Source organism: Tianweitania populi (assembly GCF_014652875.1).
Lineage (GTDB): Bacteria > Pseudomonadota > Alphaproteobacteria > Rhizobiales > Rhizobiaceae > Tianweitania > Tianweitania populi.
This window is the reverse complement of sequence record NZ_BMZQ01000002.1, coordinates 893,796-913,383: the sequence shown is the minus strand read 5'-3', so window position 1 is coordinate 913,383 and position 19,588 is coordinate 893,796. Positions and strand designations below refer to the sequence as shown.

Below are 19,588 nucleotides of genomic sequence, written 5' to 3'. Positions count from 1 at the left end.
CCATCATCGATTCCTTTCGGCAATCTAGACGGGGATGGTTAACGGAGCTTTGATAGGGGAGCCGAGATCAACCCGGCATTAACCACGGCGTCTCAGCCGGGCAGCGAAGAAGCCGTCCATGCCGGCAAGTGCGGGGTCTTCATGCGGCAGGTCAGCTGGTGTCGTGCGCACCGTGCCGGTTGGCGTGAGGAAAGCATCGACGACAGGAATCTCGCCGGGTGCAATCGGCTCCAGCTCAAGCTCGGGCTGCTCGGCCAGAATGCGCTCAACCATCTGCTCGCCTTCAACCGGGTCGAGTGAACAGTTGGAGAAGACTATGCGCCCGCCGGGCTTCACCAGCCGCACAGCTGCCTTCAACAGGCGGAACTGAACGGCGGCCAGCTTCTCGATTTCTTCCGGGGATTTGGTCCAAAGCACGTCGGGATGCCGCCGCACCGTGCCGGTGGACGAGCAAGGCGCATCCAGCAGCACGGCATCGAAAGGTTCCGCCGGTTCGTAAACGGAAAGGTCGGCTTCCACGACCTCGGCTGGAAGATCGAGCCGTTCCAGATTGGTCCGTAGGCGCTTGATCCGGCTGCGCGAAATATCCAGCGCCGTGACCTCTGCACCAGCCTGGATCAGCTGCGCCGTCTTACCGCCCGGTGCCGCGCAGAGATCGGCAACGCGCTTGCCCCGAACATCGCCCATGATCAGCGCCGGCAAGGCCGCCGCCGCATCCTGCACCCACCACGCGCCATCCTCATAGCCCGGCAAGGCCGCAATCGCGCCCTCCCGACGCGCCACCCGGACGGTGCCCGTTGGCAGCACGATGCCGCCGAGCTTTTCGGCCCAGCCCGCCGGATCATCCTTCACGGTGAAATCCACGGGCGCCTCAGTCAGATGCGCCGTGAGGATGGCCTTGGCGCGTTCTTCGCCATAGGCTTCGTTCAACCGTGCCACGAACCAGTCCGGGGCGTTGGCGATTGGGGTCTTGCCGAGGATCTGCGCCTTGCGCCTGACGATCGAGCGCAGCACGCCATTGACCAACCCGTCGAAACGCCGCGTGCGCGGATCGCCTTTCGCCTGCTCGACAGCCAGATCGACGGCAGCGCGATCAGGCACGTCGAGATACAGGACTTGGGCGATGGCCACATGCAGCACATGGCTCAGCGTCAACGCGTTGCCAGGCAGCGGCCGGTCGAGCTGGTTCGAGATCGCAGCCTGGATCGTGCCGCGAAACCGCAGGGCCGAGATCAGGATGGCGCGCACCAGCGCCCTGTCGCGCCCTTCCAGCGCGCGATAAGCTGGGTGCCCATGCTCTTCATCCGTCAGCCCGTCGAGCGAGGTGCGGGCATCCACAACCGCCGCCAGAAGCTTGGCCGCAGCCTGCCGCGCAGGCAGGCCGGGAATGTCGGAGGTTGGATTGGCGAAGGACGAAGGCCGGCGATTGGCGCTGCCGTTGGGCGTGCGAGCCTGGTTCAAGACCATGGTCCCCGGCGAGTGGACGGTTTGTTACGCGAACCGCTCCATGGACCGGATGCCGAACCACTACCTAGCTGACGTTCGCCACGCCCGCTCCACGGCCCGGCTGCACTCTCCGGCGCGCTGGTCGTTTCCGGCTGGAACCCACCGGCATAACTCCGACCCGGCTGAATGTCGGTCATCGCCTGCAAGGCTGCGATGCGGTTGCCGGTATCCGGATGGGTCGAAAACAGGTTGTCCATGCGCTGGCCCGACAGCGGGTTGATGATGAACATATGCGCCGCAGCCGGATTGCGCTCGGCACCCTCGTTGACGATCTGATGCGCGCCGCGCGCGATCTTGTTCAGCGCGGAAGCGAGCGCATTCGGGTTGCCGCAGATTTCCGCACCGCGCCGATCGGCCGAATATTCGCGCGTCCGGCTGATCGCCATCTGCACGATCATGGCCGCAAGCGGCGCCACGATCATGGCGACAATCACGCCGATGCCGCCCAACGGATTGTTGTTATTCTCGCGGTTGCCGCCAAAGAAAAACGCGAAGTTGCCGAGCATGGATATCGCGCCGGCAAGCGTTGCGGTGATCGTCATGGTCAGCGTGTCGCGGTTCTGCACATGGGCCAGCTCGTGCGCCATGACACCCGCCACTTCATCGGCGTTAAGGCGGCGCAGCAGGCCGGTGGTGGCGGCAACCGCGGCGTTTTGCGGATTGCGGCCGGTGGCAAAGGCGTTCGGCTGGTCTTCGTCGATCAGATAGACGCGTGGCATCGGCAGCTCGGCGCGGCGTGCGAGATCTTCCACGATCGCGTAATATTCCGGCGCCGAACTGCGATCGACTTCCATCGCATTGTTCATGCGCAGAACCATCTTGTCGGCGTTCCAATAGGAAAACAGGTTCATGCCGGCGGCGAACAAGAAGGCGATCCCCATGCCACCCGTGCCGCCGATAAGATAGCCGACGCCCATGAAGAGCGCGGTCATGAAGGCGAGCAGCATCGCGGTTCGGATCATGTTCATCGTCGAGGCGCCTCCTTTTTGCGCCGGCAACTGTTGAACGCGGGGCCTTTCAGGCCGCCTGCGTGACGCCTATTATCATGGGAAGCGCTTAAAGGGACTTCAATGATGGATAACAGCGATGCCAATAACGGGCTTCCACCGGAAACAGGCGAACTCGCGCGCAAGCCATTGTCGCCGGCTGCCGAACGCGCGCTGGCCGAAGCGCAGGCACGGCGCGCCGAGTATGAGCAGGCGGAAGCTGCCATGCCCAAGGAGCGCGGTGGCCGGGGCGGCCATGATCCCGTGCGCTATGGCGATTGGGAAAAGAAGGGCATCGCCGTCGACTTCTGACATCGTCACGCTGAGCCGGATCATACCCACCAAAAGTACAAGACGGCGCGGGGGAACAAAGCCCGGTTGAACGGCTTTGTTTTATATTGTCCGGAAATTGGAGCGCATCATGCTGATCCGTATCGGTTACGAACTAGGCGTCCAGTGCCCCGCTCCGACGCCGATCCTAGCCGCGCTTGAAATCCGTCCCGAGCGGCGCGTCGATCTTGTTCGCGAGCAGCGCCCGCAGCTGACGCCGGACATCCCCTCGACCGTTTACCTCGATCAGTTCGGCAACCGGTGCCTTCGCTTCACAGCGCCGGCTGGCGATACCAGCATCATGTATGATGCGGTGATTGCCGATAGCGGTGAGTTCGAGCAAGCCCACCCGGAACTGCGTGAAGTGCCGATCGCCGAACTGCCCGATGAAGCTTTGGTATTCATGTTAGGCAGCCGTTATTGCGACACCGACCTGATGATGGACACGGCTTGGAACCTCTTCGGCAACACACAGCCGGGTTGGCAGCGTGTGCAGGCCATCTGCGATTACGTGCATAACCGCATCTCGTTCGGTTATTCTTATGCCCGCTCCACCCGCACGGCGGGCCAAGGCCATGAAGAACGCGTAGGCGTGTGTCGCGATTTCGCGCATCTCGCGATCACGCTTTGCCGCTGCATGAATATCCCGGCGCGTTATGTGAACGGTTTCCTCGGCGACATCGGCATTCCCCGCGATCCGGCACCGATGGATTTCTCCGCCTGGATGGAGGTCTATCTGGAAGGCGGCTGGTACACCTTCGATGCCCGCCACAACCGGCCACGCGCAGGCCGCGTCGTCGTCGCCTACGGTCGCGATGCCACGGATGTGCCGCTGATCCACACTTTCGGCCCCCATATCCTGACCACATTCAAGGTCTGGGCTGACGAGTTGGCTCCGGAAGAAGCCCGCCGCATCCTAGCTGAGAGCGACATGCGTGAGCGCGAAGCAGCGTAAGCTGCTTCGCTCACCGTCCGACGCCAAGAAACTAGGCAATAAAAAAGCCGCTTCACCTGAGTGAAGCGGCCTTCGTGTTTCGTCCGTGGCGCGGTCTTTTTCCCCGGGCGCTACCAAGCGCTCGTCCGCGCGTCACATCCTAGCGGGAAGGCTGCTCCCCGCAGAGACGATCCGTCGAGACCACGCAACGAGAAACGAAATCACTCGACATTCGATCACCTCCTTCCAATTTGTTGAACACAACGGGAATGTGGGACCGATCGGCCGAGAGCGCAAGAGAAAACCGGCTAACCTAGGGTCAGCCGGTTCAGGTCGCTTTAAAGATCAGGCCGTCTTCGACGACTTTTCGAAGCGCTTGCGCTCGTTCGGGTCGAGGTAGAGCTTGCGCAGGCGGATCGACTTCGGCGTCACTTCCACCAATTCGTCGTCTTGAATCCAGGACAAAGCGCGCTCCAGCGTCATCTTGATCGGGGTCGTGAGTTTCACGGCTTCATCCTTGCCGGCGGCGCGGATGTTGGTGAGCTTCTTGCCCTTCAGCACGTTCACTTCGAGATCGTTGTCTCTGCTGTGGATGCCGATCAGCATGCCCTGATAAACCTTCACGCCGGCATCGATGATCATCGGGCCGCGATCTTCCAGGTTGAACAGCGCGTAGGCGACAGCTTCGCCCTGGTCGTTGGAGATCAGCACGCCGTTGTTGCGGCCTGCGATCTCACCCTTGAACGGCTGATAATCGTGGAACAGACGGTTCATGATCGCCGTGCCGCGCGTATCCGTCAAAAGCTCCGACTGGTAACCGATCAGGCCACGGGTCGGGGCGTAAAACACGAGGCGCACGCGATTGCCGCCGGACGGGCGCAGCTCGACCATTTCGGCCTTGCGCTCGCTCATCTTCTGCACGACCGTGCCGGAATATTCCTCATCGACGTCGATAACGACTTCCTCGATCGGCTCCAGCTTCTCGCCGTTCTCGCCATCCTTCATGACGACGCGCGGACGCGAAACACCAAGTTCAAAGCCTTCGCGGCGCATGTTCTCGATCAGAACGGCCAGCTGCAACTCTCCGCGGCCGGACACGAAGAAGGAGTCCTTCTCAGTCGACTCTTCGATCTTGAGCGCAACGTTGCCTTCGGCCTCCTTGAACAGGCGATCGCGGATCACGCGGCTCGTTACCTTGTCGCCTTCGGTGCCGGCATACGGGCTGTCGTTGACGATAAAGGACATGGTCACAGTCGGCGGATCGATCGGCTGAGCTTCCAGCGGCTGGCTCACCGACGGATCGCAGAACGTGTCAGCAACGGTGCCCTTCTGAAGACCGGCAATGGCGATGATGTCACCTGCCTGCGCTTCCTCGATCGGCTGGCGTTCGATACCGCGGAAGGCGAGGATCTTCGAAATACGGCCGTTTTCCAGAACGGTACCGTCCTGCGCCAGAACCTTGACGGCCTGGTTCGGCTTGATCGAACCGGAATGAATGCGGCCGGTGATGATGCGGCCAAGGAACGGGTCAGCTTCCAGGATCGTGCCGATCATGCGGAACGGACCCTCGGCAACCTTAGGCTCCGGCACATGGCTCAGCACGAGGTCGAACAAGGGCGCTAGCCCCTGGTCCTTCGGGCCTTCCGGGCTCAGCGCCATCCAGCCATTACGGCCCGAGCCGTAAAGGATCGGGAAATCGAGCTGCTCGTCGGTGGCATCGAGATTGGCGAACAGGTCGAACACCTCGTTCACAACTTCCTCGTGGCGGCCGTCGGGACGGTCGATCTTGTTGATCGCGACGATCGGCTTCAAGCCGACCTTGAGCGCCTTGCCGACCACGAACTTGGTCTGCGGCATCGGGCCTTCGGCGGCATCGACGAGTACGATCGCACCGTCCACCATCGACAGGATACGCTCGACTTCACCGCCGAAATCGGCGTGGCCCGGCGTATCGACGATGTTGATGCGCGTGTCCTTCCAGACGACCGAGGTCGCCTTGGCAAGGATCGTGATGCCGCGCTCTTTTTCGATGTCGTTGGAGTCCATCATGCGCTCGGCGACACGCTGGTTCTCGCGGAAAGAGCCGGACTGCTTCAGGAGTTCATCGACAAGCGTGGTTTTGCCATGGTCGACGTGCGCGATGATCGCGATATTACGAAGGTTCATACAGGGGCTCTCGGGAGTTGGCGCGCGCGTAAAGCGCCCGAAAAACGGATAAGCGCTCGGATTTGCCGCGCTCTTACAGGATTTTTCGCAGATGCGAAAGGGGGCGCGGGAACTTGGCAGCGCATGGCTCGTTCATCCGGCCATGAAACACCTTCTTCTCAGCGCCTCTATCCTCGCCGCCGCGGCTGTTCCAGCCGCCTCCATCGCCTATGCCGGCGCAGCCTCCCCGACGCTTTCGCCTTCCAGCGCATCAAGTGCGGGGAGCGAGCCGATCCGCATCGTGCGCGTGACAACGTCGACGGCCAGAGACACCTCTTGCGAAACGGCGACCTGGCCGAACATCCCGGCATCCTGCCTGCAGCGCGAAGGCGTGTCTGCACAGGCCACCGCCTCGATAGAGAACTGAGCCTAGATCGCGTCACCCCATTCGGCACGGCGCGCGCGCTTGTATGTCTCGCCTTCGCGCCGTGTGATCAGGCGCTCTCGCGCGGCGCCATCCGCACAACAGAGTTTCAATCCGACCTTTCCCGAGCTTTCGCGCGGCGGAAGCAGGATGCGGGCTTGGCGGTAATCCGCCGCTGATCGGCTTGCTGCGAGATAGATGTACTTCTCGTCTTCCCACGGTACGGCACCGCGCTTCGTCATGCGGTGCATGGTTGAGCGCGCGACCCGACGCGAGAAATGGCACCAGTCCGGTTCGACCAGCGGACACGGTGCATGATGCGGACAAGGGGCGATGATCGCAGCGCCCGCTTCGATCAACCGATCCCGAACCGCCAGAATGCGCTTCCACCCGGCCGGCGTGCCCGGCTCCACGACCACCAGCATCCCCGTGATGCGTGCCCAGGCCTGATCGATCAGCGCGAGTTGAATGGCAGGGGTAAGTTCATCGAGCACATAAGCCAGCGTGACGAGATCGGCGTTTGCTTCCGGCAAGGCGTCACGCACAATATCGAAAGCACGCCACTGCGCCGACACGCTGCTCGCTTCGCTGAAGCGTGAGCCGAGCGCCCGGATCGACGGGCTGGCATCCAGCAGAAGCGCCTCATGGAGGCTCGGCCAGCAATCAACTGAGGCCCACATCGCGGTGCCCGGCCCTGAGCCGATATCCATCAAGCTCGAAGGATGGAAGTCCGGCGCCAGTTCCGCCGTATGCTCCAATGCTGCCCGCACTGCCGCATAGGTCGCGGGCAGACGCGCCGTCACATAAGCAAGCGCGGCCACCTCGTCGCCAAGATGCAGCTGCCCGTCCAGCACCTCGCCGCGATAGCGCTGCGTCAGCCGTTCGGAAGCGCGTTGCAGATCGGCCAGCGGAACGCCCGCCAGGGCAGCATCAACCGCCTGGCGCAGGCGAGCCGGGAGCTCCATGGATCAGGCGATGCCGCGCTTGGCCATCATCGCATCGGCGGACGGCATGCGTCCGCGAAACGCGGTGTAGAGCGTTTCCGGCTCCTGCGTGCCACCGGCCGAATAGATGAACTGGCGCAGTTTCGCCGCCGTTTCCGGATCGAACGGATCGCCCGCTTCCTCGAAGGCCGCAAAAGCGTCGGCGTCCAGCACTTCCGACCACATGTAGGAGTAGTAGCCGGCCGAATAGCCGTCGCCAGCAAACACATGCTGGAAGTGCGGCGTGCGGTGGCGCATGGCGATCGCTTCCGGCATGTCCAGCGCCTCCAGCGTGTCGGCCTCGAAAGCCAGCGGATCGTCCGGCGCCTTGGACAACTGGTGATAAGCCATGTCGATCAGCGCGGACGAGGTGAACTCTACCGTCGCGAAACCGGCATTGAAGGTCTTCGCCGCTTCCATCTTCTCAATCAGGGCCTGCGGCATCGGCTCGCCCGTTTCCTTATGGCGCGCATGCTTTTCCAGCACCTGTGGAACCGTCAGCCAATGCTCGTATAGCTGCGAAGGCAGTTCCACGAAGTCGCGGCTGACCGCAGTGCCTGCCACCAACGGCCAGGTCACGTCGGTCAGCAGCCCATGCAGCGCATGGCCGAATTCATGGAACAACGTGCGCGCTTCATCCAGTGAAAGAAGTGCCGCCTCGCCTTGCGGCGGACGCGCGAAGTTCATGACATTGTAGATGATCGGCTTGGAGCCACCGCCAAGCTTGTAGCCGCTCTGCAACGCGCTCATCCAGGCGCCGGACCGCTTGGTCGGACGGTTGAAATAGTCCGCCAAGAACGTGCCACGCTGCGTGCCATCCGCGTTCAGAACGGCAAAGGTGCGCACATCCGGATGCCAGGCCGTGACGCCCTTTTCCTCGCGAAAACCGATGCCGAACAGTTTGGTCGCTACGTCGAAACAAGCGGCGATAACGTTTTCGAGCTGAAGATACGGCTTCAGCTCCGCTTCATCGAAGGCAAAGCGCTGCGCCCGCAGCTTCTCGGCGTAATGGCGCCAGTCCCAGGCGGCGATCGGATGATTGTGACCTTCACCGGAAGCAATTGCTTCCAGGCCTTCCTGGTCAACCGCCGCCTTTTCCAGCGCCTTCTGCCACACCGGCTCGAGCAGGGCCAGCACGGCCGCCGGCGTCTTCGCCATCGTTTCTTCGAGCTTCAGCGCTGCATAGCTTTCGTAGCTCAGCAACCGCGCCTTTTCCGCGCGCAATTCCAGCGTCCGGCGAACCACTTCGCTATTATCCGTCGCGCCACCATTCTGGCCCCGCATGGTGAAGGCGCGGAACGCCTTTTCTCTGAGGTCACGGCGCTCGGAGAAGGTGGTGAAGGGCTCATAGATCGAGCGGGAAAGCGTGACGGCGTAGCGTCCGGCTTCACCGCGCGACGCTGCGGCCTCAGCCATCGCGGCCTTCAGGAAGTCCGGCAGACCGTCGAGATCGCCGACATCCAGAAACATCACCCAGCTCGATTCATCGGCCAGCACGTTCTGGCCAAAGCTCGCGCCGAGGCTGGCCAGTTCCTCGTTGATCTTGGCTAAGGCAGCCTTGTCCTCGTCCCCCAGCTTGGCGCCGGAACGGACATAACGGCGCCACGTTTTTTCCAGCACGCGACGCGTTTCAGGGTCGAGATCGAGCTCGTCACGCCGGTTAAACAGGTCGTCAATGCGGGAGAAAAGGCGCGGGTTCATCGAAATAGCGGAGAAATGACGCGCCATCCGGGGAGAAATCGCCCGCTCCACGGACTGAATCCGCTCGTTTGTATGCGCTCCAGCCAGCATCCAGAACACAGCCGAGGCCCGATCCAGCGCATCGCCACTCAGCTCCAAGGCCTGCAACGTATTCTCGATCGTCGGCGTCTCGCTGTTGCCAGCGATCGCCTCGATTTCGGCTTCATGGGCAACGAGCGCCGCGTCGAAGACCGGTTCGAAACCCTGATCCTGAATGCTGCCGAAAGCCGGCAGGTCGAAGGGGCCGGTCCAGCGGGTGAGCGGGTGGGTGCCGAGATCGATGGTCATGAGGTGAACCTGTGCTTGGGAACCGCGCGGTGCCATAAAGGCGCCGTGAGCTTCGATGTAAGCGGGCTGACCCAAGGCTGCAACCGCTTGACGAGGCAAGCCGCAAATAATAAGTTAGCCTTATTATCCTTCAGCTTACGAAAATTCATTATGGCACGCACACTCGATCCCGACTCGTTCGGGTTCCTCGTCACTGATCTCTCTCGTCTTTTGCGCAACGAGGCTGACCAGCGTTTCAAAGACGCCAGATGCGACATGACCCACGGCGAGGGTCGTGTCCTCGCCCATGCGGCGCGCGCTGGAACCGTACGCCAGAATGTGCTGGCTGAGCGCATGGGCATCGAAGCCATGACGTTGTCCGGCCTGCTCGATCGCCTGGAAACCCGCGGGCTGGTCAAGCGTACGCCTGATCCCGCTGACCGCCGCGCCAAGCTGATTTCCGTCACCGAAGCAGCCGATGCGCTGCTCGACAAGGTCCAGCAAGTGTCAGCCGGTATCCGCACAGACCTCGCCGGTGAATTTCCCGATGCGGACTGGCAGCAATTTACGATCATGCTCAAGGCGGTGAGGGATAGGCTTTTGACCATGCGAGCGGATGGGCAGGCAAACGCCGCATGAACGTCCAGCCGCATTTCGCCACGACTGCGCAACCGCTCATGAGCGAGCGCCGGGTGGCGCTGATCGGCGCGATCCTGGTCGCGATCGGCCCGACCTCCATGGCGCTGTTTACGCCGGCCATGCCCGAAATCGTGCAGGCGTTCGGCACCACCGAACAGATGGTGAAGCTCACGCTGACGCTCTACTTCGCGGGCTTCGCTTTCGCTCAGCTGATCTGCGGCCCGCTGTCGGATGGCTGGGGCCGCCGTCCCGTTACCATCGCCTTCATGGGCATCTATTGCGTGGCAAGCGCGGCTGCTCTGTTCGCGCCCAGCATCGAAGTGCTGATCATCTCGCGCTTCGTGCAAGGGGTCGGTGCGGCGGTCGGCATAGCGATCTCGCGCGCGGTGGTGCGCGATCTGTTCACACGCGACCAGTCCGCCCGCATCATGAACCTGATCGGCTTGATCCTCGGCGTGGCGCCCGCTGCCGCACCGACGCTCGGCGGGTTGACCATGGAAGTCTTCGGCTGGCACGCGATCTTCATCCTGATGTTTGCTGCCGGCGCAGGCATTGCAATCACCGTTTACACCTCGCTGCGCGAGACCGTGGTGCGTGATCTCTCTCGCGTGCAGCCGAAAGCGCTGGTCCGCTCCTATGCGACGTTGCTGAAAAGCCGCTACTTCCTGTATTCGGCCATTGTGGTCGGCGGCACCACCGGCGCGATCTATGCGCAGGCGACGGCCCTCCCCTTCATCCTGATGACCCGCGTCGGCCTGACGCCGAGCCAGTTCGGGGTCGGCATGCTGATGCAGTCCGGCTTCTACTTCATCGGCAACATCGTCGTGCGCCGGTTGATGCGCCGCATGCATGCCGTAGCCCTTGTTCCGGTCGGCCTGTGCTTTACGGCAATCGGCATCACCACCTTGTTTTATCTCCTCACCTTTACCGAACCGACCTTTCTAAAGGTGATGGGTCCGATCGCCTTTGCCGCCTTCGGCCTGGCCTTCATCATGCCGGCCATGACCACGGCCTCGCTCGCACCCTTCCCGCATATTGCGGGTGCAGCATCCGCGCTGGCCGGCTTCTTCCAGATGGGCTCCGGCATGGTCGGCGGCTTGTTGATCGCCGCCTTCCCCGATCCGGTCTTGGGTCTCGCCATCGTAGTGCCGGTGATGGGTGTCATCAGCATCATCTGCTGGTTCCTGTGGCGCCGTTTGCCCGAACCAGCATTAGCCAGCGTCAAGACGAATGCCGTGACGCCCGACAGTCCGCAGTCGTGAACCGCTAGGTTCAGCCGCGGAAGAGATACAGGACGAGGTAAAGGATTGCCCCAAGCAACAGGATGAGGCTGATCGCACGTCCGATCCGCGTGCCCCACACTTCCACCCAGTCACTCTCATCCGCATCCGCCGCACCGAAATGATCGCGCCCGCGCGCTGCCGTGCGGCTGACGACCTTCATGGCCGCCCCGTCGCTTTCGGCGCTAATCCGCTCGAGGATGCGCCGCGCTTCGCGTGTTTGTTCGTCGTCCCTCGACATCGCCATTCCACCCTTTGCGCTGCCCCCATCGCCAGCATAGCGATGCGCGCGCAGGAACCAAGCTTGTGGCGCACCTCTTGTCTCCCAGCCTCGACGGAGCATGTATGAAGCGCTGAAACCGTTTCGCGAGGCTTTTGATGATCCGCGCTCTGCCCCTGCCGCGCCCGACTTTCTCGGTGCCGGCGCTGCTGCTCCTTCTCCTTATGCCGCTGCTGGCGGGTTGCGGAATAAACACGATTCCCACCGAGGAAGAACAGGCCAAGGCTGCCTGGAGCGAAGTGCAGAACCAGTATCAGCGCCGCGCCGACCTCATCCCCAACCTCGTGGAAACCGTGAAGGGCTATGCCCAGCAGGAGCGCGAAGTGCTGGAAGGCGTGATCAACGCCCGCGCCCGCGCAACACAGGTCCAGGTCTCGCCCGAGATGCTGCAAGATCCGGCTGCGATCAAGGCGTTCCAGGATAGCCAGGCCAATCTCAGCGGCGCGCTGTCGCGTTTGTTGGCCGTGGTCGAGAACTATCCCGACCTGAAGTCGAACCAGAACTTCCTTGCCTTGCAGGCGCAGCTCGAAGGCACGGAAAACCGTATCGCCGTCGCGCGTCGCGACTACATCGAAGCCGCACGCGTTTATAACACCACGCTGCGGACCTTCCCGAACATCATCTGGGCGAAGATCTGGTACACGGACGCCAAGCCGTTCCAGGCCTTCACGACCACGGAAGAAAACCAGACGCCGCCGAGCGTCAACTTCGGAACGGGCGCCAAGCCGGCCAACTGACGCTTCAGCCAGCCATGATCGCCTTGCGCACCTTCGTCATTCGACTGTTCGCCGCGTTTATGCTCGCGGCAACGGCGAGTGTGGTTGCGCAAGGAGCAGAGCTTCCGGCGCTGACTGGGCGCGTGGTGGATCAGGCGGGCGTTATCGATCCGGCGATCGAAGCTGAGATCACGCAGACGCTGGCCAACTTCGAAGCCCGCTCCACCGATCAGATCGTGGTCGCCACGATCGCCAGCCTCGACGGCGAAGCTATCGAACCCTATGCCAATCGCCTGTTCCGCGCCTGGAACCTGGGTCAGGCGGGTGAAAACAACGGCGTGCTGCTTCTGGTGGCGCCCAATGATCGCAAGATGCGCATCGAGGTCGGCTATGGGCTGGAAGGCACGCTGACCGATCTGCACTCCAAGCTGATCATCGAAAACGTCCTCGTTCCTGCTTTCCGCGCCGGCGATTTCGGCCTCGGGATCCAGGCCGCAACAAACGACATCGTCGGTGTGCTGAGCGGCAACGCCGCTGAGCTCGAAGCGCGCTACAAACGCAACGCGCCGGATACGAGCGGTGATGCCGGCATGGGCATCGACCCGCTCCTCCTAATCTGGGGCACGATCATCTTTTTCTCGTTTGTTCTGCCCTTCCTGGCGCGGCAGTTCGGCCGCAAGATCGGTCCCGGCCGCTACAAGTGGCTCGGCATGACCTTCGGTTCTTCCGGCTCCGATCGCAGCGGCGGCGGTGGTTTCGGAGGCGGGTTCGGTGGTGGCTTTGGCGGTGGCGGCGGCTGGTCCGGCGGATCATCGGGGGGCGGTGGTTTTTCCGGCGGTGGCGGCTCGTCGGGCGGCGGCGGCGCGTCGGGGAGCTGGTAGATGATCCCGCATATCAATGCTCATGATCACGAGCGAGTCGCTGCGGCGATCCGCGAAGCCGAAGCCCAAACATCCGGCGAAATCTATTGCGTGCTGGCGCGCCAAAGCGGCGATTATTTTTATGCCGCCGGCTTCTCCGTTCTATGCGCGATGGTGGTTGCCGATATCGCGGCCGCTTTTATCCTCGACCATCTCTGGGTCTCCTTGCGCCTGCCGCTGTTTGCAGCGCTGGAGGGGGCGGCGGTACTTACCGTACTCGGCCTGCTCTGGTTCTTTCCTTCGCTCAGGCTGCAGCTTGTGCCGCGCCGCACGCTTTACCGTACGGCGCATGACAATGCCTTGCGCCAGTTCCTGTCGCGCAACGTGCATCGCACGCAAGGTCGCACCGGCATTCTGATCTTCGTGTCGCTCGCCGAGCATTATGCCACCGTACTGGCCGACGAAGGTATCGCCGAGAAAGTGCCCCAGGAAGCCTGGAACGCCATTATCGCCAATCTCGTCAAGGCGGCAAAGGCCGGGCAACTCGCTGATGGCTATGTGCAGGCGGTGGGCGCGGCAGGCCAGTTGCTGGCCGCTCACTTCCCCGTCGGGACCGACGACCGCAACGAACTCGACGACCACCTCGCCGAGATCTGACGGCCGTTCCAGCATCGAAACCTGCATCTGAGTCCTGCGCGCCACAGCCGCGCAGTTTTGCCGCAACATTCGATTGAGCCAGCACGAAGCCTGCTTGGCGATGTGCATCGTCGCGTCTATGGTTAAGCAATCATGAAGACGGTGACGATCGACATCCGCCGCGCAGAACCACGCGATGCCAATGCCATCGCGGAGGTGCATCGCGCCGCGTGGCAGGGCGCTTATGCGGGGATCATCCCGCATAAGGCGCTGACCTCCATGATTGGCCGTCGCGGCGGCAACTGGTGGGCCAATGCGATCCGCCGCGCCGCTTCCGTTCTGGTGATCGAGATCGGCGGCGATATTGCCGGTTATGCCACGATCGGCCGCAACCGCGCGCGCGATCTGCCGCAGCAGGGCGAGATCTACGAGCTTTACCTTCGCCCGGAATGCCAGGGCATCGGGCTCGGCAGCCGCTTGTTCACCGCCGCGCGTCAGAAACTCGCCGATCACGGCCTCCATGGCATGGTGGTCTGGGCGCTGGAAGAAAACGACGGCGCGCTCTCTTTTTACCGCGGCATCGGCGGGCGCGACATTGCCGAAGGCGTCGAAGTGTTCGACCAGAAAGCGCTGCGCAAACTGGCCTTCATCTGGGATTAACGACCCTAAACGATGAAAGCGGGCTTAGACGACCGGCCTTGCCCTTTGTTATTCCTGCTTATTGCCTGTTAACCGGCTGCGCGTTAAGCGCTTTGCGATCAATCGGAGAACGACCCCTTGCGTATCGATGCCATCCCCGTGGGCAACAACCCGCCGGAAGACGTCAACGTCATCATCGAAGTGCCGATCGGCGGCCAGCCCATCAAGTACGAGATGGACAAGGACGCCGGCGTCCTGTTCGTTGACCGCTTCCTTTACACCCCGATGAGCTATCCCGGAAATTACGGCTTCGTGCCGCATACGCTGTCGGGCGACGGCGATCCGATCGACGTGCTCGTTTGCAACACGCGCGGCCTCGTGCCGGGCTGCGTGATCAATGTGCGCCCCATCGGCGTGCTGATCATGGAAGACAATGCCGGCGAAGACGAGAAGGTCATCGCAGTGCCGTCGCCCAAGCTCACCCGCCGCTACGAAAACGTGCACGATTACACCGACCTGCCGGAGATCACCCGTCAGCAGATCGAGCACTTCTTTACGCATTACAAGGATCTGGAACCCGGCAAGTGGGTCAAGATCGGTGGCTGGCATGATGCCGCACGCGCCCGCCAGATGATCGTTCAGGCGATCGAACGCGCCAAGTCGGTCGAAAGCTGAAAGCTGACAGGGCTGGCTTGCGCCGGCCCTCTTCTACCGCATCACGAACGGCTTGGCGGCGAGTGCCGCCGCCAGGCTGACAAGCCGGTCGCTCAGGGCACCGGCCTCCCCTTCGATCGCAATCACCTTTTGCCGGCTGGTATGGCCCCGCGCGATCGACACGCTGCTTTTCGGCAACCCCACCCATTTCGCCATCAAACCGCAAACGGCCTCGTTCGCGGCATTATCGGCTGCCACGGCGCGCACCTTGATGCGCAGCCGCATGTGGTTGTCGTCACGCGCAATCGGCGCTTCGATCATGTTGCGCGAGCCGCCGGGCGAAACCTGGGCGTGAACCAGCACGCCGTTCCGCCCGCCTTGCAGCCAATCAGTATCCACTAACCGCCGGCAGCACGGTGTAGACCAGGAAGACTTCCAGGAAATACAGGATGATCAGTACGATGATCGGCGAAATGTCGACGCCGCCGAGATCCGGCATCACACGACGGATCGGCCGGTAGACCGGCTCGGTCAGCCGATACAGCATCGAGCCGATCGAGTTCACGACGGCATTGCGCGAATTGATGACGTTGAATGCGTAGAGCCAGGAAAACACGGCGGACAGGATCACGATCCACCAGACGATCCTCAAAACAAAAAGTAGCGTAAGCACCAGGGCTGTCATGCCGGTCTCCTTTAGGCGCCGCAGATGTAGCGATTGCGCTTAACAGGAACAAGCCTTCGCAACCCCACGAGCGCCCGACCCGCATCATCGTGATCAGCCACTTTCGGCGGGTTTGTGGCTTGCTTGACAGCTCATCGAGCCGGGTCCTAGATGCAGTCGGCCGGTGGAACGGGGCTGTAGCTCAGCTGGGAGAGCGCGTCGTTCGCAATGACGAGGTCAGGGGTTCGATCCCCCTCAGCTCCACCAACCATCTTCTCCCGAGATCGCGATAAGCGCAGCGCTTACTTCCCCCGCATGTTGCCGGGGTGCCGCATGGCCGGCGCAATCACGGGCCTCTTGATCCAGATCAAGGCGTAGCCCGACTGGCGCGGCTAGGTTTCCCAGACACTTGAAGGCTTGGGGGCTTCCATGACGACTGAAACGCGCATCGCCTTGATCATCTACGGCCTCGCCAACGCGGTGGTTTTTGGAACGGGTGCGATCACGATCCTGTCCATTCCCTCGTTGCAGGAACAATGGCCTTACCTTCTGCCGATCGTGGTTGTGCTCAGCCTTGTTCTGGCCTGGCCGATCGCCAAGGCCATCGCGCCGAAGCTGCGCTCGAGATATGGAAAGAACGGACGGTGAAACAGCCTGACCCGGACAGTACCGCAGGCGCTGGGGGATCCTCGTCGCCACTCTGCCCAACCTGCGTCGAATGGCGATGCGGTGTTGGCGGTTTGCTGACGGCGGAAGAATCCCGCCAGATCGCGGCAGTGTCCACCCGCCGGCATGTCAGTCCCGGAACGGAACTGATGTCGGCGCTCAACCTCCACGAAAGCTGCGTGGCCTTGTTGCGCGGCGTGGTGAAGATCTCGCGGCTCCTGACCGATGGGCGCCAGCAGATCGTGTCGCTGAAAGCAGCACCCGACCTGCTTGGCTCGCCTTTCGCGCCGCCCGGCGAGGTGTCGGTGCGCGCGGTCACGGAAGCCGAAATCTACTGCGTGCCGCGTCCGGCCCTGGAATCGATCGTGCTGCAAAACCGCGTGCTGGAACACCGGTTGCATTTGCGGGCACTTGAGGACCTCAGCGAAGCGGAAGCCCTGCTCTTGACGCTCGGCCGCAAGACAGCGCGCGAGCGCATCGCGACCTTCCTACTCGACATGGCTGGCCGCTTCCGTTCCGCTGAACTTGGCAAGCGCTGCGATTGCGGTTTGGCAATCAGCGAGCCCGGCGTGGTGGACCTGCCGCTGACGCGCGCCGAGATCGGCGATTTCCTTGGGTTGACCTTTGAAACCGTCAGCCGGCAATTCGCGGCACTTCGCAAGGACGGCCTGATCGAATTCACGGATGCACGCCGCGTGTCTGTCAAGGACAGGACGCGTCTTCGTGTCGCAGCCGGGTGCTGACCCCGGATGCAGCGAGGCAACCAAGTCTTGATCCAGATCAAAGCAATGTCTCAAGCAGGTTGCTAAGCCAGCCTGAATACTTATCGGAGAGCCTCACATGGAATTGATCAAGCCAGGATTGCTGTTCCTGGCGGCCGTCGTGGCAGCCATTGCCTCCGGCCTTGCCCATGACACACAGTTCGCCGTCCATATGGGACTCTTCGCCGTGATCGGCCTTGGTCTCGCCATCTGGACCATCACCAGCTCCGATCCGACCGGCCGGCCCAAGCCTGTAGGCCTGGATGATGGCATCTATATGGACGGACCGATCCGTTATGGCGTGATCGCCACGGTGTTCTGGGGCGTCGTCGGATTTCTGGTCGGCGTCGTCATCGCGGCCCAGCTGGCTTTCCCCGATCTGAACTTCGAGCCGGTGCTGAACTTCAGCCGTCTGCGCCCGCTGCATACATCAGCGGTGATCTTCGCTTTCGGCGGTAATGCGCTGATCGCGACCTCGTTCTATATCGTCCAGCGCACCACGGCTGCCCGTTTGTTCGGCGGCGGCCTGTCCTGGTTCGTGTTCTGGGGCTACCAGCTCTTCATCGTGCTGGCTGCTACCGGCTACCTGATGGGCGTCACCCAGTCCAAGGAATATGCCGAGCCGGAATGGTATATCGACATCTGGCTGACCATCGTCTGGGTTTGCTACCTGATCGTCTTCCTCGGCACGATCGTGAAGCGCAAGGAGCCGCATATCTATGTGGCGAACTGGTTCTTCCTCGGCTTCATCGTGACCATCGCGATGCTGCATGTGGTCAACAACCTGGCCGTGCCGGTGTCGTTCCTCGGTTCCAAGTCCTACCCGATCTTCTCCGGCGTGCAGGATGCGCTGGTGCAGTGGTGGTACGGCCATAACGCGGTCGGCTTCTTCCTCACCGCGGGCTTCTTAGGGATGATGTACTACTTCATCCCGAAGCAGGTCGAACGCCCGGTTTATTCCTATCGCCTGTCGATCGTGCACTTCTGGTCGCTGATCTTCATGTATATCTGGGCCGGCCCCCACCACCTCCACTATACCGCGCTGCCCGACTGGGCGCAGACGCTGGGCATGGTGTTCTCGGTGATGCTGTGGATGCCGTCCTGGGGCGGCATGATCAACGGCCTGATGACGCTTTCGGGCGCCTGGGACAAGCTGCGCACCGATCCCGTTCTGCGCATGCTGGTGATCGCGGTGGCCTTCTACGGCATGGCGACCTTTGAAGGTCCGATGATGTCGATCAAGGCGGTCAACTCGCTGTCGCACTACACCGACTGGACCATCGGTCACGTTCATTCCGGCGCGCTTGGCTGGAACGGCATGATCACCTTCGGCGCGATCTATTACCTCACGCCACGCCTTTGGAAGACCAACGGCCTTTATTCGCTGCGTCTGGTGAACTGGCACTTCTGGCTCGCCACCATCGGCATCGTGCTCTACGCCGCATCCATGTGGGTCGCCGGCATCACGCAGGGCCTGATGTGGCGCGAATACAATGCCGAAGGCTACCTGGTTTATTCCTTCGTGGAATCGGTTGCGGCCATGTTCCCCTTCTACGTCATCCGCGCACTCGGCGGTTTGCTCTACCTCACCGGCGGCTTGCTGATGGCCTACAATGTCTACCGGACCATCCAGGGCGAACAGCCTCAGGCGATCACGGTGGGAACCGTGCAGCCCGGCGGCCTTCAGGCCGCCGAATAGCCGGCCGTTCAGGATAAAATCATGCTAGATCCGATTTCCAAATTCCTGTTCCGCCACCACCACAAGGTGGAGCGCAACGTCTCGATCCTCCTGATCTTCTCGTTCCTGATCGTCACCATCGGTGGCATCATCGAGATCGTGCCCCTGTTCTACGTCGACAACACGATCGAGAAGGTTCAGGGCGTGCGGCCTTATTCGCCGCTCGAACTGGCGGGCCGCAACGTTTATGTCCGCGAAGGCTGCTACACCTGCCATTCGCAGCAGATCCGTCCTATGCGCGACGAGGTCGAGCGTTACGGCCATTACAGCCTTGCCGCGGAATCGATGTACGACCATCCGTTCCAATGGGGCTCGAAGCGCACGGGCCCCGACCTCGCCCGCGTCGGCAACCGCTATTCGGATGAATGGCACGTGCGCCACCTGAACGATCCGCGCTCGGTGGTGCGCGAATCGATCATGCCGCGCTACAGCCATCTCGCCGATACCGATCTGCGTACGGACGACATCGCCGACCATCTGCGTACCAACCGCATCGTCGGCGTTCCTTATACGGATGAGATGATTGCGGAGGCCAAGGCCGACCTGATCGCCCAGGGTTCTTCCGATGCCGACACCACGGCGCTGGCCGAACGCTACCCCAAGATGCAGGCGCGTGACTTCGACGGCAATCCGCAGCGGTTGACCGAGATGGATGCGCTCGTGGCCTATCTTCAGTCGCTCGGCACGATGGTGGACTTCACCCAGTACGAGCCCCTGAGCCACGAAAATCTGAGGTAACG

General features: G+C 62.2%; 22 protein-coding genes and 1 tRNA gene. 15 read left to right on the top strand and 8 right to left on the bottom strand.

Translation table 11 applies throughout. The features are described from left to right. Positions 1–78: 78 nt before the first annotated feature. Complete coding sequence (locus IE166_RS13720; protein WP_385965606.1) at positions 79–1,461, bottom strand: RsmB/NOP family class I SAM-dependent RNA methyltransferase; 1,383 nt, start codon at positions 1,459–1,461, stop codon at positions 79–81. Further along, positions 1,458–2,474 carry a zinc metalloprotease HtpX gene (gene htpX, locus IE166_RS13715; RefSeq protein ID WP_189504728.1) on the bottom strand — a complete coding sequence of 339 codons (1,017 nt, stop codon included), beginning with the start codon at positions 2,472–2,474 and terminating at the stop codon, positions 1,458–1,460. The genes IE166_RS13720 and htpX overlap by 4 nt, the downstream gene beginning before the upstream one ends. A gap of 105 nt (positions 2,475–2,579) precedes the next feature. Between htpX and IE166_RS13710 the strand changes: the two genes are divergently transcribed. After that, positions 2,580–2,804 (top strand): DUF1674 domain-containing protein, encoded by a 225-nt coding sequence (locus IE166_RS13710; protein WP_189505973.1) that lies wholly within the window; start codon positions 2,580–2,582, stop codon positions 2,802–2,804. Between the two features lie 109 nt (positions 2,805–2,913). Then, positions 2,914–3,777, top strand: coding sequence for a transglutaminase-like domain-containing protein (locus IE166_RS13705; protein ID WP_189504726.1), 864 nt, complete (start codon positions 2,914–2,916; stop codon positions 3,775–3,777). Positions 3,778–4,101: 324 nt separating this feature from the next. Here IE166_RS13705 and typA read toward each other — a convergent pair whose 3' ends face one another. Further along, positions 4,102–5,922 carry a translational GTPase TypA gene (gene typA / locus IE166_RS13700; RefSeq protein WP_189504724.1) on the bottom strand — a complete coding sequence of 607 codons (1,821 nt, stop codon included), beginning with the start codon at positions 5,920–5,922 and terminating at the stop codon, positions 4,102–4,104. Between the two features lie 142 nt (positions 5,923–6,064). On the opposite strand from typA, the gene IE166_RS13695 reads away from it, so the two are divergent. Beyond that, complete coding sequence (locus IE166_RS13695) at positions 6,065–6,328, top strand: hypothetical protein (protein WP_189504722.1); 264 nt, start codon at positions 6,065–6,067, stop codon at positions 6,326–6,328. A gap of 2 nt (positions 6,329–6,330) precedes the next feature. On the opposite strand, the gene IE166_RS13690 is transcribed toward IE166_RS13695, so the two are convergent. Together IE166_RS13690 and IE166_RS13685 are read right to left on the bottom strand one after the other, a co-directional pair. After that, positions 6,331–7,290: a small ribosomal subunit Rsm22 family protein gene (locus IE166_RS13690; protein WP_189504720.1), complete on the bottom strand. Its 960-nt coding sequence runs from the start codon at positions 7,288–7,290 to the stop codon at positions 6,331–6,333. Positions 7,291–7,293: 3 nt separating this feature from the next. Further along, positions 7,294–9,336 carry a M3 family metallopeptidase gene (locus tag IE166_RS13685; protein ID WP_189504718.1) on the bottom strand — a complete coding sequence of 681 codons (2,043 nt, stop codon included), beginning with the start codon at positions 9,334–9,336 and terminating at the stop codon, positions 7,294–7,296. A gap of 150 nt (positions 9,337–9,486) precedes the next feature. Between IE166_RS13685 and IE166_RS13680 the strand changes: the two genes are divergently transcribed. Together IE166_RS13680 and IE166_RS13675 are read left to right on the top strand one after the other, a co-directional pair. Continuing rightward, positions 9,487–9,954, top strand: a complete 468-nt coding sequence (locus IE166_RS13680; protein ID WP_189504716.1) for a MarR family winged helix-turn-helix transcriptional regulator — start codon at positions 9,487–9,489, stop codon at positions 9,952–9,954. Beyond that, positions 9,951–11,216, top strand: coding sequence for a multidrug effflux MFS transporter (locus IE166_RS13675; protein ID WP_189504714.1), 1,266 nt, complete (start codon positions 9,951–9,953; stop codon positions 11,214–11,216). Before IE166_RS13680 ends, IE166_RS13675 begins: the two co-directional genes overlap by 4 nt. A gap of 10 nt (positions 11,217–11,226) precedes the next feature. Here the strand turns inward: IE166_RS13675 and IE166_RS13670 are convergent, their stop codons facing one another. Beyond that, the gene (locus IE166_RS13670) at positions 11,227–11,475 is read right to left on the bottom strand and encodes a hypothetical protein (protein WP_189504712.1); all 249 of its coding nucleotides are present in this window, start codon (positions 11,473–11,475) and stop codon (positions 11,227–11,229) included. 137 nt (positions 11,476–11,612) lie between these two features. On the opposite strand from IE166_RS13670, the gene IE166_RS13665 reads away from it, so the two are divergent. The 5 genes from IE166_RS13665 to ppa all read left to right on the top strand — a co-directional run bounded on the left by IE166_RS13665 (position 11,613) and on the right by ppa (position 15,040). After that, entirely contained in the window at positions 11,613–12,251 is a 639-nt protein-coding gene (locus IE166_RS13665) for a LemA family protein (protein WP_189504710.1), read from the top strand. 14 nt (positions 12,252–12,265) lie between these two features. After that, the gene (locus tag IE166_RS13660; protein ID WP_189504708.1) at positions 12,266–13,111 is read left to right on the top strand and encodes a TPM domain-containing protein; all 846 of its coding nucleotides are present in this window, start codon (positions 12,266–12,268) and stop codon (positions 13,109–13,111) included. After that, on the top strand, positions 13,112–13,747 hold the full coding sequence (locus IE166_RS13655) for a TPM domain-containing protein (protein WP_189504706.1): 636 nt from the start codon (positions 13,112–13,114) through the stop codon (positions 13,745–13,747). A 132-nt stretch (positions 13,748–13,879) separates the two neighbouring features. Continuing rightward, positions 13,880–14,386 carry a GNAT family N-acetyltransferase gene (locus tag IE166_RS13650; RefSeq protein WP_189504704.1) on the top strand — a complete coding sequence of 169 codons (507 nt, stop codon included), beginning with the start codon at positions 13,880–13,882 and terminating at the stop codon, positions 14,384–14,386. Positions 14,387–14,503: 117 nt separating this feature from the next. Then, positions 14,504–15,040: an inorganic diphosphatase gene (ppa, locus tag IE166_RS13645; protein WP_189504702.1), complete on the top strand. Its 537-nt coding sequence runs from the start codon at positions 14,504–14,506 to the stop codon at positions 15,038–15,040. Positions 15,041–15,073: 33 nt separating this feature from the next. Here the strand turns inward: ppa and IE166_RS13640 are convergent, their stop codons facing one another. Then, on the bottom strand, positions 15,074–15,418 hold the full coding sequence (locus tag IE166_RS13640; RefSeq protein WP_189504700.1) for a DUF167 domain-containing protein: 345 nt from the start codon (positions 15,416–15,418) through the stop codon (positions 15,074–15,076). Next, on the bottom strand, positions 15,408–15,704 hold the full coding sequence (locus IE166_RS13635) for a YggT family protein (RefSeq protein WP_189504698.1): 297 nt from the start codon (positions 15,702–15,704) through the stop codon (positions 15,408–15,410). The genes IE166_RS13640 and IE166_RS13635 overlap by 11 nt, the downstream gene beginning before the upstream one ends. 170 nt (positions 15,705–15,874) lie before the next feature. On the opposite strand from IE166_RS13635, the gene IE166_RS13630 reads away from it, so the two are divergent. The 5 genes from IE166_RS13630 (at position 15,875) to ccoO (ending at position 19,586) form a co-directional block, all read left to right on the top strand. Then, positions 15,875–15,950 (top strand) — tRNA-Ala (locus IE166_RS13630). A 162-nt stretch (positions 15,951–16,112) separates the two neighbouring features. After that, positions 16,113–16,331: a hypothetical protein gene (locus IE166_RS13625; protein ID WP_189504696.1), complete on the top strand. Its 219-nt coding sequence runs from the start codon at positions 16,113–16,115 to the stop codon at positions 16,329–16,331. Further along, a complete protein-coding gene (locus IE166_RS13620) occupies positions 16,328–17,092 on the top strand; it encodes a Crp/Fnr family transcriptional regulator (RefSeq protein WP_189504695.1) in 765 nt (254 codons plus the stop codon). The genes IE166_RS13625 and IE166_RS13620 overlap by 4 nt, the downstream gene beginning before the upstream one ends. Before the next feature lie 97 nt (positions 17,093–17,189). Then, positions 17,190–18,809: a cytochrome-c oxidase, cbb3-type subunit I gene (gene ccoN, locus IE166_RS13615; RefSeq protein ID WP_189504693.1), complete on the top strand. Its 1,620-nt coding sequence runs from the start codon at positions 17,190–17,192 to the stop codon at positions 18,807–18,809. 21 nt (positions 18,810–18,830) lie between these two features. Beyond that, positions 18,831–19,586 (top strand): cytochrome-c oxidase, cbb3-type subunit II, encoded by a 756-nt coding sequence (gene ccoO, locus IE166_RS13610; protein WP_189504691.1) that lies wholly within the window; start codon positions 18,831–18,833, stop codon positions 19,584–19,586. Positions 19,587–19,588: the final 2 nt, after the last annotated feature.